Source organism: Pseudomonas sp. GLN_2, assembly GCF_043106005.1.
In the GTDB taxonomy this organism is placed as follows: Bacteria; Pseudomonadota; Gammaproteobacteria; order Pseudomonadales; family Pseudomonadaceae; genus Aquipseudomonas; species Aquipseudomonas alloputida.
In genome coordinates, this window is record NZ_JBICMC010000103.1 from 55,753 (window position 1) to 70,559 (window position 14,807).

The window sequence follows — 14,807 nt, forward strand, 5'->3', positions numbered from 1 at the left end:
GACTTAAAGCAGGCTCAGCGGGTAGCTGACGATCAGCCTGTTCTCATCGAAACTGTTGGTGCTGCCCCAGTCCCGGCGCTGGCTGGAGTTGCGCCACTTGAGGTTCAGGGCCTTGAACGGCCCAGACTGGATCACATAGGCCAGCTCGCTTTCGCGGCCCCACTCGGTGCCGTCCTCGGTGCTGGCGTTGTGCACGTTGTCACCGTGGATATAGCGGTTCATCAGGGTCAGGCCGGGTATGCCAAGCACCACGAAGTTGAAGTCGTGGCGCACCTGCCAGGAGCGCTCGCGGGCGCTTTCATAGCTGGAGCCGAAGGCGTCGTTGGCCAGCGTGCCGCCGCTGGTGCCATTGACCCGGAACCATTCATCATCGCCCATGACCTTCTGCAAACCGACGTAGAACGTGTTGCCACCCAGCTTCGCCGAGAACAGGCCCGAAGCGGTGCGGTTGTCCAGTTCGCCTGCCTTGGCGCCACCGTCATCCTTGCCCCAGAAATAGCCCAGGTTGGCGCCCAGTACCCAGTTGCCCAGCGGCTGTTGATGCTGCACCTGGAAGTAGCGCTGCTGGTAGATGTCTTCCAGCTGGGCATACCAGGCGCTGACCAGGGTGCGCTCCTGGTTGAAGCGGTATTCACCGCCGGCGAAGTTGAAGCGGTCCGAGGTGAAGGCTGTGCGCGTGAACAGGCTCATGTCCTGCATGCTGGCGTCGTTGCGCGGGCTGTTCTGGCGGAACTGGCCGCCATACAGGCTCAGGCCGGCCAGCTCGTTGGAGGTGACCTGCGCGCCCTGCAAGGTTTGTGGCAGCGAGCGGCCGTCATCGGCGCGCAGGATGGGCAGGGTAGGTGACCACTCGCCAACCTTGAGTTCCGTCTTGGACACCCGCATCTTGCCCGCCAGCGCCGTGCGGCCAAAGTCGTCCGCCGGGCGCCCGTCGTCATGAACAGGCAGCAACTGCGTGCCGGCGGTGCCCTTGCCGCCATCAAGTTTGATGCTGTAAAGGCCCAGCGCGTCAACGCCGAAACCGACCACGCCGGGGGTGTAGCCGGACTTGAAGTCGAGGATGAAACTTTGCGTCCATTCCTCGGCTTTGCCTTGGCTTGCCGTGCCCGTGTAGTCGCGGTTCATGTAGAAGTTACGCAACGTCAGGCTTGCCTTGGCATCGTCGACGAAGCCTTCGGCCAGGGCTTGCAGTGGCAGGCTGGCTGCCAGTGCGAATGCAGGGACAAGCAGGTACGGGGTGCGGCATTTCATTATTTTTATTCTCCAGGGATGGGCAAAGCGCTGCCTGCCAGCGGCGCATCGGCGCTGGGCAGGTTGAATCAGGGAGCGGTGGGGGTGGCGGCGCGGGACGCGCCGTCACAGGATCAAGCGGGTTGCATCGGTCAGTTTGGCGCTTTGCCGGCCACCGAGTAGCGAACCTGCTGGTTACGGGTCTTCATGAAGTCTTCGATGCTCTGCCCGCGCATGGCGGCGTAAATGTCCAGGTTGGACACACCCAGTACGGCGCCCAGCTTCTCCAGTACGAAGAAGATCACCCCGTAGTGGATCAGCCCACGCCAGTCGCAGCGGCGCAGCAGGTCGCTTTCCTCTTCGCTCAGGCCTGCCTCGCGGTACAGCGCTTCGGGTTCGCTCAGGAAGCGCTGGCGCCACTGCGGCTCGATCATGCGATGCAAGAACTTGTTCAGGCGGTAGCCCTTGGCACTGCGCTCCAGGGTGTAGGGATAGGTGCCCTCAAGCTGCTCAGCCCCCGCCAGCTGATGCTGCATGTGCTGGCGGTGGCGTTCGTTGACCGGTGCCGGCAGTGCCTGGTCGCGGTTTTCCAGCAGCAGGGTGGCAATGCCGGTCATCGACGGCAGGTAGTAGCTTTGGTGCTTGCGCTCAACGTTGGCAGACAACGCGCCACGCATGATCAGCCAGGTGATCACCTCGGCGCCTTCCATGCCGCCGAGCGTGGCGTACTCAGCCAGTGTCATCTCGGTAAGGCGCTGTGGGTCGTTCACCAGCAGTTCAAGGAACTGCGCGTCCCACTCCGGGTTGTTGAAGCCGCAACGCTCGCCATGCACCTGGTGTGACACCCCGCCGGTGGCGACGATCGCCACCTTGAGGTCTTCGGGGTAGCTCTCGATGGCGCGGCGCAATGCCTGGCCCAGTTTGTAGCAGCGCCGCGCCGTGGGGATCGGCAGCTGCAGTACGCCGACCTGCAGCGGCACGATCTGTACGGGCCAGCTTTCATCGCAGGGCAGCAGCGCCGACATGGGCGAGAAGAAGCCGTGGTCCAGCGGCTTGTCGCGGAAAAAGCTCATGTCGAACTCATCGGCCATCAGGCTCTGGCCGATGTGCCGCGACAGTGCTGCGTGGCCGCCCACTGGCGGCAGGTCCCGCGGGTTGCCCCCTTCATCGGCCACGCCATACTGCTCGTCTACGCCCAGGGTGAAGGCACTGTAATGGTCGAAGAAGAACGAGGTGACGTGGTCGTTGAAGATATAGAACAGTACGTCCGGCTGGCGCTGCTGCAGCCACGTGCGGATCGGCTTGAAGCTTTCGAAGATCGGCGCCCAGGCGGCTTCTTCCTGTTTGTCGTGGTCGACTGCGAAGCCGATGGTTGGGGTGTGGGAGACGGCCAGGCCACCAATGATACGAGCCATGCGAAAGTCCTCTGTTACAGGTTACGGCGCGGTTACTGCGGGGTTCGCGCGCAGCCGGGCGTGGCCGTTGGCCAGGATCGCCAGGGCGGCGGCGAATGCCGGCAGGCCGAGGAGGGTGAACAGCAGCGGCAGGCCCAGCCCCAGGCTGAGCACGGCACCACCGATGAGGGAGCCGAAAATGGCCCCGAAGCGCCCGATACCGAGCATCCAGCTTACACCTGTGGCGCGGAACTCGGTCGGGTAGTAGCCAGGGGCGAAGGCGTTCAGGCCGGTCTGCGCACCGCTCATGCAGAACCCGGCAGCCGCCACGCCCACCACCAGCAGGCTCGACTCCAGGTTCAGGGCGCCCAGTGAGACGATGCACAGGCCGCCGAGGGCGTAGGCGATGGCGATGACCCGGTTGGGGTTGCGTCGGTCCATGATCCAGCCGACCACGATTGCGCCCACTGCGCCGCCGATCTGGAACAGGCCCGTGATGGTGGCGGCGCGCTCGATGGACAGCCCGCCATCACGCAGCAGCGTCGGCAACCAGCCCATGGTCAGGTAGATCACCAGCAGGCCCATGAAATAGGTCAGCCACAGGGCCAGGGTGCCCAACCGGTAGCGCTCGCTGAACAGCTGCCGGGCCGGTGCCTTGTGCTGCGTGGTTGGCTCACTGACGATGAAGCGGGTGCCGGCAGCGAATCGGCCGCCGAGCTTGGCCAAGGCTGCCGCAATCTGGCTGGCCGGTGCCTGGCGTGCAGCAAGGAAGCGGGCGGACTCTGGCAGCAGCCACCACAGCAGGGGCAGCAAAGCCAATGGCAGCAGGCCGCCGGCCAGCAGTACCGACTTCCAGCCGTGATGAGGGATCAGCCAGGCGGACAGAAAACCGCCCAGGCCCGAGCCCATGTTGAAGCCGGTGAACATGATGGTGATCATCAGCGAGCGGTTGCGTGTGGGCAGGTATTCGGCAAGCAGGGTGGTGCAGTTGGGCATGGCCGCACCCAGGGCAATGCCGGTCAGCAGCCGTAACACAGCCAGTTCATAGGGGTTGCGGGCGAAGGCGCAGGCCAGGCTCAGCAGGCTGAAACCGCTGACCGCGATCAGCAGCACTGTCTTGCGGCCCAACCGGTCGGCATACGGGCCGGCGGTCAGTGCGCCGATGGCAAGGCCGACCATGCCGGCACTCATCACCGGGCCAAAGGCGGCGCGCGACAGGCCCCAGTCCTGCATCAGCGAAGGCGCGATGAAACCCATGACGGCGACATCGAAGCCATCGAACAGCACGATCAGGAAGCACAGCGACAAGATCAGCCACTGGTAGGCAGCAATGGGGCGGTTATCGATCCAGTCTTTGACATCGATAGGGGCATCGACAGGAGGCTTAAGCATGCGTGGTCACCTTTGTTCTTGTATTGGTGTGAATTGCGCCGGGTTCCGGTAAGGCTTCGAACGTGTAATGGCCCAGCAGCAACCACTCCGCCGGACGACGGCGTGGGGCGGACTGTAATCCCATGGTCCAGGGCAGCGCCTGCGGGATTTCTTTAATGAGATATCCAATTTTTTTATCGCAGACGTCGTGGGGCTAATGTCGCGTCAAGCTGTGCCGCTCGGCAGCAAGCTGTTGCCCCTGTAAACACCTCATGCGCTGCTGGCGTCGTCAGGCTTCCTGGTGATGACGACGCTTACGGTGATTTGTTTCTGAATGTGTGATTTCTCCCGCTCAGTCTTCGTCAAGAAGACTGCCCCTCGCCGTCGTCTGGGGATTGATACAGGGCCTTCCATGCAAACGCTGTTGAACGAGATTCTCGAAGAAGTACGTCCCTTGATCGGCAAGGGCAAAGTCGCTGACTACATTCCTGCGCTGGCGGACGTGCCGGCGAACCAGCTGGGCATCGCTGTCTATGGCAACGATGGCAGTTATCACTGCGCAGGTGACGCGCGGGTGCCATTCTCGGTGCAGAGCATTTCCAAGGTGTTCAGCCTGGTTCAGGCCATTGGCCATTCGGGAGAAACCATTTGGGAGCGGCTGGGGCATGAGCCTTCGGGGCAGCCGTTCAACTCGCTGGTGCAGCTGGAGTTCGAGCGCGGGCGGCCGCGTAACCCGTTCATCAATTCAGGGGCATTGGTGATCTGCGATATCAATCAGTCGCGCTTCGCGGCCCCCACGTTGTCGATGCGCGATTTTGTCCGACGGCTTTCAGGCAACCCCCACATCTCGATCAATACCCGGGTCGCTGATTCGGAATATCAGTTTCGCGCGCGCAACGCTGCCATGGCGTACCTGATGCAGTCATTTGGCAACTTCCATAACGAGGTCGAGACGGTGCTGCGCAGTTACTTCAGTTACTGCGCACTGCAAATGAACTGCCTGGACCTGGCGCGGGCATTCTGCTTCCTGGCCAATGATGGGTTCTGCAAGCACAGCGGTGAGCAGATCCTGACGCGGCGTCAGACCCAACAAGTGAACTCGATCATGGCCACCAGCGGGCTGTATGACGAGGCGGGGAATTTCGCCTTCAGGGTGGGTTTGCCTGGCAAGAGTGGTGTGGGTGGCGGGATCGTGGCGATCGTGCCGGGTCAATTTACCGTATGCGTGTGGTCGCCAGAGTTGAACGCTGCGGGCAACTCCCTGGCCGGGATGGCGGCGCTTGAGCTGCTCAGTTCGCGGATCGGATGGTCGGTGTTCTGATCTGCGAACTCAGGGGCCATCAGGCGTCGCCTTGGCGGGTCAGAACGCGTACACCAACGTGGCCGTGGCGCTGCGTGGGCTGCCATACCAGCCGCGCGCGCCAATCGCCGTGTAGTAGGTTTTGTCCAACACGTTGTTGAGGTTCAGTGAAACGCTGGTCTGCGGCGTGAAGGCATATTGAGCCATCAGGTCGACCACGCTGTAGGGGTGCTGGGTGAACGTTTCGTTGTTGGGCCCGGCGCTCTTGTAATACTCGGTACCCTGCCAGCGCACACCACCCCCTACCTTCAACTGTGGCAGGGTCGGCAGGCGGTAGCTGGTGAACAGTTTCAAGGTGTCTCGCGGTATTTCAGTGTTCAGGCGGTCGCCATCCGAATCCTTGCTCACCGCATAGGTGTAGCTGGCCGAGACCTGCCAATCAGGCAAAATCTCGCCCGCCATTTCCATCTCGAAACCACGTGTCTTGGTACCCGATTCGGCACGGTAGGCCTGGTTGCCGTCTGGCGCCAGGTTGCTTCCGTCGGCTACCGCCAGGTTGTCCTGGTGCACCTCGAAAACGCTGAAAGCCGCGGTCAGGCGCTGGTCCCAGAACTCACTTTTCAGACCGAGCTCGTAGTTAACGCCTTCCAACGGGTCCAGGTAGGTCCCGTTGATATCCTTGTTGCTCTGCGGTTTGAAAATGGTGGTGTAACTGGCATAGGCCGACCAGTGCTCGCTGAGGTCATACACCAGGCCAAGGTAGGGCGTGACGACCCCGGTTTCGCTACGTGAGGTGCGGCTTGTCGCGCCGGACGACAGGGTGGTAGAGGTTTCGTCGCGTTTCCAGTCGATCAGCCGCGCCCCGGTAATCAGCGACAGGTCATCGGCCAGGCTCCAGCGTACCGAAGCCACCAGGCCGTCCTGGGTTTCATCCAGCGCGTCCTCCGAGGACTTGGCATGGATGGCGTCCGGTATCGCCAGCGAACCGTCCCAGGTGTAAATGTTGTCGATGGTCTGGATCGTCCACAGTGGGTAACCGTCGTTGCGGTAGTAGGCGCGGTAGTGACTGGCCCCGAGGTAGGCCTGGTGCTCGCGTGACAACAGCTCGAACGGGCCCGACGCCGACAGGTCGAATGAGGTCTGCCGGGGCTCGCCGGCCCAACGCCCCGTCCAGGTGCTGATGCCACTGCCATCGGGCTTGACGGTGCCGCTGGCAGCGGTGGCGAAGGCGTCGTCATAGCTGCGACGGCTGTGTTCGGCATTCAGTTTCAATTGCCAGCCGTTGTCCAGTTGATGCTCCAGCGTAGTGAATACCGTCTTGGTGCGACGCTTGTGATAGCTCCAGTCCGAAGCCGAATTGAACGCGCGGGAGGGGCTGAAGTGACTGCCATCTGAATTGAACATCGGGAAGCCGTGGTTGCCTGCCCCGTCGTTGTCCATCTCCTGATATTCCGCACCTGCTGTCAGCATCGTGCTGTCGGTGATGTCCCACTCCAGCACCCCATAGGCCACCTGCCGTTCCAGCGATTGGCGGTCGACGTAGCTCTGGCTGTCGGTATTGGAGGCGACAAAGCGCCCGCGAACATTGCCGCTTTGCGTCAACTTGCCCGAAACGTCCAGCTCGGTGCGGTAGTTGTCCCACGAGCCCGCTTTCAAGGTCAGCTTGCGTTGTGTTTCCAGGGTCGGCTTCTTGCGGATCAGGTTGATGGTGGCGCCCGGGTCGCCAGTGCCGGACATCAGGCCCGTGGCACCGCGCACTACCTCTACCCGGTCATAGGACACCATGTCGGAGAGGTCGTCCCTGAAGCCAAAGGTATCGGGGCGGTTGATGCCGTCCACCTGGATGCTGCCGACCTCGAAGCCGCGCACGTAGATAGGGTTGGCGTCGCTTCCGGCGGGCCCCATGCTGTCAACGACCACGCCTGGTGTCTGTTCAAGCACCTGGGTAACATCGTTCAGGTTCTGGTCTTCAATCTGCTGGCGGGTGACCACGCTGACCGATTGGGGTGTCTCGCGTGCCGACAACCGCAGCCCGGTTGCGGTATTGACCGAGCCGGTGGTGTAGCTGCCGGTGCCTTCTGTGGTGGCACCCAGGGCCATGCTGGAGACGGTGGTTGCTGCAAGCTCCATGGCGCCATCCTGTTCAGCGCTAACCAGCATGAAGCGCTTGTCGCCCGCTGCCTGCACCTGCAAGCCACTGCCTTGCAGCAGTTCTGCCAACGCCTGATGCAGTTCGTAATTGCCGTGCAGCCCTTTGCTGTGTAAGCCAGCGACTTCTTCTTGGCTGAAACTGATGACTGCACCGCTGGCGTCGGCAAACTGGTCGAGTGCGTGAGCCAATGACCCTGCCGGGATGCTGTAACCCACAGGCTCGGCACAAGCATGTGCAGTGCCCAGCAGCGAGCCCGCGAAGCCGACCGCTAGCGCGGTTTGGCGAATACGGGTGGCGGGGGAGGAAAAGCGAGCGGACATCCATTGACTCCTTGCTGATCGAATACAAGTGCTCCCAGTAACAAACGTGTTGTTGACGGAAATACTTAGTAGCAAGGTGCTGATAGGGCTGAGGATCTACTTTGGCAGTAGTATCCTCATCGCAGCACAAGGCTGCTCCTGCCAGTGCTGTACAGGCTTTGAAACCGACATGCAGGCTCTCGGTACTTGCCCAGGCAGTGTCCGGACGGCGCCCGTGACCCCGCGCATTCACTGGAAATGGAACCTACCGAAGATGACCCGCCAAGCGTTTGCCCCTTATCAGTGCCTTGCCACTGACTTGCTGAAGTATCTGCCGTCCGACCAGAATGATGGCTCTCACGATCTGGCCCATATTCAGCGCGTGTGGGTCAATGCGCACCGGATTCAGCGGGTAGAGGGTGGCGACCTTGAAATCTTGCTTGCGGCGACGGTGCTGCACGACTGTGTGGCGGTGGAAAAGCATTCGCCGTTACGTAGGCAGGCCTCGACGTTGTCGGCGAACAAGGCTGCATCAGTCCTTGCTGAGATGGGCTGGCCGAGTGTGCGTGTTGAGCAGGTAGTGCATGCGATCAAAACGCACAGTTACTCGGCAGGGTTCGAACCGCTGACACGTGAGGCCTGCATCCTTCAGGACAGTGACCGGCTTGACGCCATCGGCGCGGTGGGTATTGCCCGGTGTTTTTACGTCGCCGGGCGAATGGGGTCGGCGCTCTATGACGTCGAGAATCCTTTCGCGCAGCAGAGGGCGTACCAGGACGGGGCGTATGCCATCGAGCACTTCCAGACCAAACTGCTCAAGCTCGCTTCGGGCTTTAAGACCCAAGAAGGGGCTCGCCTTGCTGCCGAGCGTCATGCCCGGCTTGAAACCTTTCTTACCCAGTTCATGGACGAGATTACTGGGGCCGGTTAGTCATGCCGGGCTTGGACCGTCGTGCTTGAGCTCAGTCAGGCCAGCGCCACAGCGGCTCATCCAGCAACCCAACCCCCCGCAGTTGGGTTTGCCCTTGTATTTTTTCCAGCTCTAGCACATTGCACCCGTCACAGGCTGCCAGCGCGTTGATTAAGGGCGCACTGTGCGATACCACCCAAACCTGGCTACGGCGTGATGCACGAATGATCAGCCGTGCCAAGGCCGGAAGCAGGTCCGCGTGCAGACTGGTTTCCGGTTCGTTCAAGACCATCAGCGATGGCGGCCGTGGTGTGAGCAGGGCGGCCATCAGCAGAAGATAACGCAGGGTGCCGTCCGACAATTCAGCACCCTCGAGCGGGCGCAAAAGACCGTGCTGGTGCAGCCGTACACTGAACAGCCCGCCAGGTGGCGCATTGACCTCCAGACGGCTGCCGGGAAACGCGTCATTCAGCGCTTCCACCAGATCCTCCACATCGCCAATTTCGATAATGGTCTGCAACGCCGAGGCAAGGTTGCGCCCGTCGTGATGCAGTACCGGCGAGCGAGTGCCCAGTTGGGGTTGACGGCAAGGCGCATCACGGTCAATCCGGAAGTGATCGTAAAACCGCCAGCTGTTGATGAACGCGCGCAGGTCACCGATTTCCGGTGCCTGGCGTGGCCGGCCGACGATGTTGAAAAAGCTCTCGCCGCTGTCAGCATGCTGATCGAGCACTGCCCAGCGGTTGCCCTCGCGGGCCCGCACCAGGGCATTCTTGCGCTCGACCAGCAAGGAAGAGGGGCGATAGGCGCCAGCGCCCCAGATGGCCTCGCACTTTATTTCAGGGTCGAGCATGAACGCGCTCGGATACGGCAGGGGAATTGGCAGGCCGAGGGTGATGGCAAAACCGAGGTCTTCGGTGGCAAAGCCCAGGCGCAGGCGCCTGACTTCGCTCGGATGCTGGCCTTGGATGGGCACTTCGCCGCGCCGCATTCGTGCGCTGGTTTCTGGGCCTGCCCACCAGGTCGAATCCAGCCCGCCTTCACGGGCGAGGGCTTCGACCACACCGCCCTGTGCGGTTTCGGCCAGCAGGCGCAGCGCCTTGTACAGGTTGGATTTGCCGCTGCCGTTGGCACCGGTCACCAGGTTGAGTTGGCTCAGCGGCAGCACCAGGTGGTTGATCGAGCGGTAGTTGCCGATGGCGAGGGTAGTGAGCATGCAGTGCTTCCCAGCGTGGACCAGGCGACCGATTGTGGCCGAAGCGTGCCTCCCTTGTCAGCCATCCCTGCTGAGGCGGTTGCAAGTGAAGCAGGCGTGCGCACCGTCTATAGTGTGGGGCAACCTCTCTCGCAAAGGATGCTCACATGGCCAGATCAACAATCATGACAGCCGTTGTCACCTCATTGGCGGTGGCCTTGGCCTCTGGCCCGGTGCTCGCCGACCCGGGTAATGGCAAAGGCCAGGGCCAAGGTCAGGGGCACGGCAAGGGCCAGGCGCCGCACGCCCAGGGCCAGGGCAATTCGGGCGGCCACAAGCAGAGCGCCGGCGGCAATGACTGGCACGGCGGCCCGTCCATCGACCGTGGCGATGTACTGGGCATCCTCGGTGGCCACCGCAACTACTGGAGCCCGGGCCCGGCATTGCCTCCAGGCATTCAGAAGAACCTGGCCCGCGGCAAGCCCCTGCCACCTGGTATCGCCAAGAAACTGGATGGTCGTCTGTTGGGGCAGCTGCCTCACTACGACGGGTATGAGTGGATGCAAGCGGGCGCAGACCTGATTCTGGTCGCCGTGGCGACCGGGATCATCTATGAGGTGTTGAACGGGGCATTCGACTAAGGCCGCAGGTGCGAGCAGTCCGCTCGGTCTCTGTAGGTGCAGGCGTGCTTCGGCTGGGCTGCGCAGCAGCCCAGCGACCTCTCAACGCCGCCGCAACACCGCGGCCAGCCCAAGGGTCAGCACCACAGCGCACAGCATGGCCAGCCCGATGGTCACGCCAACGCCCCACGTTTCCAGCAGCCCCGCCAATACCAGATAGAACGCAATCACCCCCACCGCGCCGATCGCATTCCCTCGCACCATCGCCGCCATCCCGGCTCGCCCGCCCTGCACATGGGCGAACACCACCAGTGGCCAGGCAATCACCGGAATCGGCGCCAGCATCCCGCTGGTCGCCGGGCCCAGCCAACTGGCCAGGCTGGTGGTGATCATCAGCAGGGAAGTGGCAGATACCATGCGCAACGGGATTTCCCAGTGCCGGTGCCGGGGGCGGGCCAAGGTATCAGGTTTGGGTTCGCGGCCGCTGGCGCGGATCAGCACGCCGATCAGCACCAACGCCACTGCAATCGACAGGTACAGGCTGCCCCAGTGGGTAAAGGCATAGGCGGCCAGGCCATAGAACAGCAACGCCAGCAGTACGGCCACGGCGATGCCGAGTGTGCGCGTGGCCAGCAGGTAGACGGTGTAGGTGGCCTGCACCGCTGCCAGGCCGCCCAGTGCGCCGGGCAATGCGCCCAGGGCGAAGGCCGTGCCCTGTTCCAGGCACAGGAAGGTCATCACCAGCGCCGAGGTGATCGGCAGGCCGGACAGCAATCCGCCTAGCAGGCCGCCCCAGCGCCGGGAGGCGAGGGAGATGGCCCACATCAGCAGGGGGGTGATGGTGAGTTTCAGGTAAAACAGGGTCATTGCGGGTACATCCCACGCTTGATGAAGGTGCGCCCGCCTTCGACATTGGGTAGGGCGCGGAGGAATCAGCCGCGGCTGGCCTCCAAGGCCTGGGCCAGGTCGGCGATGATGTCGTCACTGTGTTCGATGCCGATCGACAGGCGCACCATGTCCCGTGGCACGCCGGCCTTTTCCAGTTCCTCGTCGTTGAGCTGACGGTGAGTAGTGGAAGCGGGGTGGCAGGCCAGTGACTTGGCGTCGCCGATGTTCACCAGGCGTACCACCAACTGCAATGCATCGATGAAGCGCGCGCCAGCCGCCTGGCCACCCTTGATACCGAACGACAGGATCGACGCCGGCTTGCCGCCGGTGTAGCGCTGGGCCAGTTCATGTTCGGGGTGGTCGGGCAGCCCGGCGAACTTCACCCAGGCCACTTGCTCGTGGGCTTGCAGGTAATGGGCGACCTTTAGCGCGTTCTCGGTATGGCGCTCCATGCGCAGGGCCAGGGTTTCCAGGCCTTGCAGGATCAGGAAGGCGTTGAACGGCGACAGCGCGGCGCCGGTGTTGCGCAAGGGCACCACACGGCAGCGGCCGATGAAGGCGGCAGGCCCGAAAGCTTCGGTGTAGGTGACGCCGTGGTAGGACGGGTCGGGGGTGTTGAGCAGGGCGAAGCGTTCCTTGTTTTCGGCCCAGGGGAATTTGCCGGAGTCGATGACGATGCCGCCGATGCTGGTGCCGTGACCGCCGATGTACTTGGTCAGCGAGTGCACGACGATATCGGCGCCGTGCTCGAACGGTCGGCACAGCACCGGGGTGGCCACGGTATTGTCGACGATCAGCGGCACCCCGTGGCGGTGGGCGGCCTCGGCCAGCGCAGCGATATCAACGATATTGCCGGCGGGATTGCCGATGGACTCGCAGAATACCGCTTTGGTACGCGCGTCGATCAGCGCTTCGAGGGCGGCGATATCGTCATGGGCCGCGAAGCGGGTGTGGATTCCCATGCGTGGCAGGGTGTGCGCCAGCAGGTTGTAGGTGCCGCCGTACAGCTTGGCCACCGAGACGATATTGTCGCCGGCTTCGGCGACGGTCTGGATGGCGTAGGTGATAGCCGCCATGCCCGAGGCGACGGCCAGCGCGCCAACCCCGCCTTCCAGGGCGGCCATGCGCTGCTCGAGCACGTCGTTGGTGGGGTTCATGATGCGCGAATAGATGTTGCCGGCAACCTTCAGGTCAAACAGGTCGGCGCCGTGCTGGGTGTCGTCGAAGGCGAAGGAGGTGGTCTGGTAGATCGGTACGGCCACCGCCTTGGTGGTCGGGTCGGGGCTGAAGCCCGCATGGATCGCAAGCGTTTCCAGCTTCATGCAATCGTTCCTTGAGCGTGGGTGGAAGCGTTCGAGCATGCGGCGGCGAGCGGGCATGGGTCAAGGAGGATCATTCTGGTGGTCCCTGCGCGGCGTTTGCGGCCACTGACTCGACAGTAAAGATATGCAAAGTTTCCCTGTGCCATCACACCGCAGCTCTAGAATCCTGTCGCTGCCCAATCAGCTAAGGCAGGCAGCAGATCTAGCCTTGTGGAGCGTTTCAATGAAGTCGAAAAACCTTTTGCGCGCAGCCTTGGTGGCGGCGCTGGTATCCGCCTTGTCGGGTTGCTGGATGTTCATGCCACCGGGTGGTGGCGGTGGTCATGGTGGGGGGGGCCACGGCGGTGGTTTTGGTGGCCATCAGGGTGGCGGCCCGCGCTAATTTGACCCCGCGATGGACCGCGCCATCTCGGCCGGGTTGCAAGCGCGTACCCGGCACCGGCGCACCCCCTTGGTCGCCCGAACCGCGGGTGGCACAGCGCCGGTGTTTGCGCTTTAGGGCATGCAGGATGATGCGCTGATCGGCAGTTGATCCTGCTGCAGGTCTGGTTCCTGAGGCGAGCTCACTCTATTCGCCACCCCAAACGGTACATGCACCATCGGCAGGTTTCCCGCTGGCGATTGCAGGTGCGTGCGCTGGTCGTCGAAAAACACATGCGGCTTCAATATCGACAACACCCTGGGTTTATCCATACCGCCTAGAAAAAAGCACTCATCCGGGGATACGCCCCAATCCTTCAAGGTTGTCACTACTCGCTCGTGCGAAGGCGCGTTGCGCGCCGTGACGATGGCAATGCGCAGAATCCGCTGGTACGTCGGGTCCTCGGCCAGCTTGCGGTCCTCCAGCATGCGTATCCGCGAAAGCTTGCGGTAAAGGTCTGCCAGTGGCCCCGGCGAATGCGGGGTGCCCTTGTGCATGCGCTCGTGTTCCTGAAAGTCGTCCAGGTTGTCGTTGCGCTTGTAAACACGCTCTGCCTCGTCGTCGGCAATCACGCCATCGAAGTCGAAGGCCACACGCAGCTCAGTGTCGATTTCATCATCGTAGATGCGCGTAGGCAGTACCCGCCCGGCAGGGTAGTTGGCGTCGATGGCTTTTTGCACATCTTCCTCGTTGGCGCTGAGGAACAGCGAGGCATTGAACGCCGGGATGTATTCGTAGGGCGAGCGGCCCGACATGAATGCCGCGCGGGTGATGTCCAACTGATAGTGGCTGATGGAGCGGAATACCCGCAGGCCGGTTTCCGGCGAGTTGCGCGAGAGCAGCACCACTTCCACCGGCAACTGGTCGGGGAACGCCTTGTTGATGCTCAGGAAGCGGCGAATGAACGGGAGCGCCACCCCACTGGGGAACGGCTCGTCCAGGTTCTGCTCCTGGTGTTGGCGGTAAGCCTCGACACCTTGTGTCTGGTAGATGTCATCGGAAACGGAGAGGTCGAACAGCGCACTCGAGGCAACGCCGATGACCAGTTTTTCTTCAATGGGGTAGGGCATGAAGCGGCTCCTGCGAGTGGCATGAAGGCAAGTGTACGCGCACGTTCTGACGAAAGCCGTCAATTGCACGCCTGAGCAGTGGATCCGTTGATGTCATTTTGATAGCTTCTCGCCCCTTACCGCAGTATCCGGACAGTGATTGATGAACCAGCTACATGAACACGGCACCCTGACTCCGCTTGCCGAGGTGAATGGGAACACGATGCACGAGCCCCAGCATGAGGCAGACGTGTCGGCCCAGCAGGCCCCCGGACATGACGCACTGCAGGCCAGTATCGAGGCGCTGAACAAAAAGCTCGTGGCAACTACCCTGGCCCGTGTGCAGAAGGAAGGGGCGATCCACAAGCGCCTTGAGCAGTGCCAGCAGCAACTGGCCGCCAGCAATCAGGCTCGGGAGGGGCTGTCCATCACGGTCACCACGGCACTGAAGAAGCTCGCGCTGGCAGCGAGCACCCAGGCAGACCGTGTGGACAGTGTGGAGACGCGCTTGACCGGCCTGGCTGAGCGCCAATGTCAATGCGTGGCGCAGTCAGCAGCCGGTTGGCCCGCGTATCTGGAACGTCATGGGGTGTCGTTGGTCGCCTTGGCCGTGGCTGTTTTTACGCTGGGGCTGCACCTGCTTGGGTAGTGCAACC

General features: G+C 62.6%; 13 protein-coding genes. 5 read left to right on the top strand and 8 right to left on the bottom strand.

Going from position 1 to position 14,807, the window contains the following annotated elements; genetic code table 11:
• Positions 1 to 3: 3 nt before the first annotated feature.
• The 3 genes from ACF8Q6_RS25260 to ACF8Q6_RS25270 all read right to left on the bottom strand — a co-directional run bounded on the left by ACF8Q6_RS25260 (position 4) and on the right by ACF8Q6_RS25270 (position 4,016).
• Positions 4 to 1,251 carry an OprD family porin gene (locus tag ACF8Q6_RS25260; RefSeq protein WP_392490638.1) on the bottom strand — a complete coding sequence of 416 codons (1,248 nt, stop codon included), beginning with the start codon at positions 1,249 to 1,251 and terminating at the stop codon, positions 4 to 6.
• A gap of 131 nt (positions 1,252 to 1,382) precedes the next feature.
• Entirely contained in the window at positions 1,383 to 2,645 is a 1,263-nt protein-coding gene (locus ACF8Q6_RS25265; protein WP_392490639.1) for a gallate dioxygenase, read from the bottom strand.
• A gap of 21 nt (positions 2,646 to 2,666) precedes the next feature.
• Positions 2,667 to 4,016 (bottom strand): MFS transporter, encoded by a 1,350-nt coding sequence (locus ACF8Q6_RS25270; RefSeq protein ID WP_392490640.1) that lies wholly within the window; start codon positions 4,014 to 4,016, stop codon positions 2,667 to 2,669.
• Between the two features lie 391 nt (positions 4,017 to 4,407).
• Between ACF8Q6_RS25270 and glsB the strand changes: the two genes are divergently transcribed.
• Positions 4,408 to 5,316: a glutaminase B gene (glsB, locus tag ACF8Q6_RS25275; protein ID WP_392490667.1), complete on the top strand. Its 909-nt coding sequence runs from the start codon at positions 4,408 to 4,410 to the stop codon at positions 5,314 to 5,316.
• Between the two features lie 39 nt (positions 5,317 to 5,355).
• On the opposite strand, the gene ACF8Q6_RS25280 is transcribed toward glsB, so the two are convergent.
• Positions 5,356 to 7,767 (bottom strand): TonB-dependent siderophore receptor, encoded by a 2,412-nt coding sequence (locus tag ACF8Q6_RS25280; protein ID WP_392490641.1) that lies wholly within the window; start codon positions 7,765 to 7,767, stop codon positions 5,356 to 5,358.
• A gap of 253 nt (positions 7,768 to 8,020) precedes the next feature.
• Here ACF8Q6_RS25280 and ACF8Q6_RS25285 point away from each other — a divergent pair, with 253 nt between their 5' ends.
• Positions 8,021 to 8,677, top strand: a complete 657-nt coding sequence (locus ACF8Q6_RS25285; protein WP_392490668.1) for an HD domain-containing protein — start codon at positions 8,021 to 8,023, stop codon at positions 8,675 to 8,677.
• Positions 8,678 to 8,708: 31 nt separating this feature from the next.
• Here ACF8Q6_RS25285 and ACF8Q6_RS25290 read toward each other — a convergent pair whose 3' ends face one another.
• Positions 8,709 to 9,872, bottom strand: a complete 1,164-nt coding sequence (locus ACF8Q6_RS25290) for an AAA family ATPase (RefSeq protein ID WP_392490642.1) — start codon at positions 9,870 to 9,872, stop codon at positions 8,709 to 8,711.
• 146 nt (positions 9,873 to 10,018) lie between these two features.
• Between ACF8Q6_RS25290 and ACF8Q6_RS25295 the strand changes: the two genes are divergently transcribed.
• A complete protein-coding gene (locus tag ACF8Q6_RS25295; RefSeq protein WP_014860874.1) occupies positions 10,019 to 10,492 on the top strand; it encodes an anti-virulence regulator CigR family protein in 474 nt (157 codons plus the stop codon).
• 81 nt (positions 10,493 to 10,573) lie between these two features.
• On the opposite strand, the gene ACF8Q6_RS25300 is transcribed toward ACF8Q6_RS25295, so the two are convergent.
• A complete protein-coding gene (locus tag ACF8Q6_RS25300) occupies positions 10,574 to 11,338 on the bottom strand; it encodes a hypothetical protein (RefSeq protein ID WP_003250736.1) in 765 nt (254 codons plus the stop codon).
• A 65-nt stretch (positions 11,339 to 11,403) separates the two neighbouring features.
• Positions 11,404 to 12,681, bottom strand: coding sequence for a bifunctional O-acetylhomoserine aminocarboxypropyltransferase/cysteine synthase (locus tag ACF8Q6_RS25305; protein ID WP_004575388.1), 1,278 nt, complete (start codon positions 12,679 to 12,681; stop codon positions 11,404 to 11,406).
• 223 nt (positions 12,682 to 12,904) lie between these two features.
• Here ACF8Q6_RS25305 and ACF8Q6_RS25310 point away from each other — a divergent pair, with 223 nt between their 5' ends.
• Positions 12,905 to 13,063 (top strand): hypothetical protein, encoded by a 159-nt coding sequence (locus ACF8Q6_RS25310; protein WP_004575389.1) that lies wholly within the window; start codon positions 12,905 to 12,907, stop codon positions 13,061 to 13,063.
• A gap of 113 nt (positions 13,064 to 13,176) precedes the next feature.
• Here the strand turns inward: ACF8Q6_RS25310 and ACF8Q6_RS25315 are convergent, their stop codons facing one another.
• Positions 13,177 to 14,172: a 5'-nucleotidase gene (locus ACF8Q6_RS25315; RefSeq protein ID WP_012052853.1), complete on the bottom strand. Its 996-nt coding sequence runs from the start codon at positions 14,170 to 14,172 to the stop codon at positions 13,177 to 13,179.
• A gap of 142 nt (positions 14,173 to 14,314) precedes the next feature.
• On the opposite strand from ACF8Q6_RS25315, the gene ACF8Q6_RS25320 reads away from it, so the two are divergent.
• Positions 14,315 to 14,800, top strand: a complete 486-nt coding sequence (locus ACF8Q6_RS25320) for a hypothetical protein (RefSeq protein WP_392490643.1) — start codon at positions 14,315 to 14,317, stop codon at positions 14,798 to 14,800.
• Positions 14,801 to 14,807: the final 7 nt, after the last annotated feature.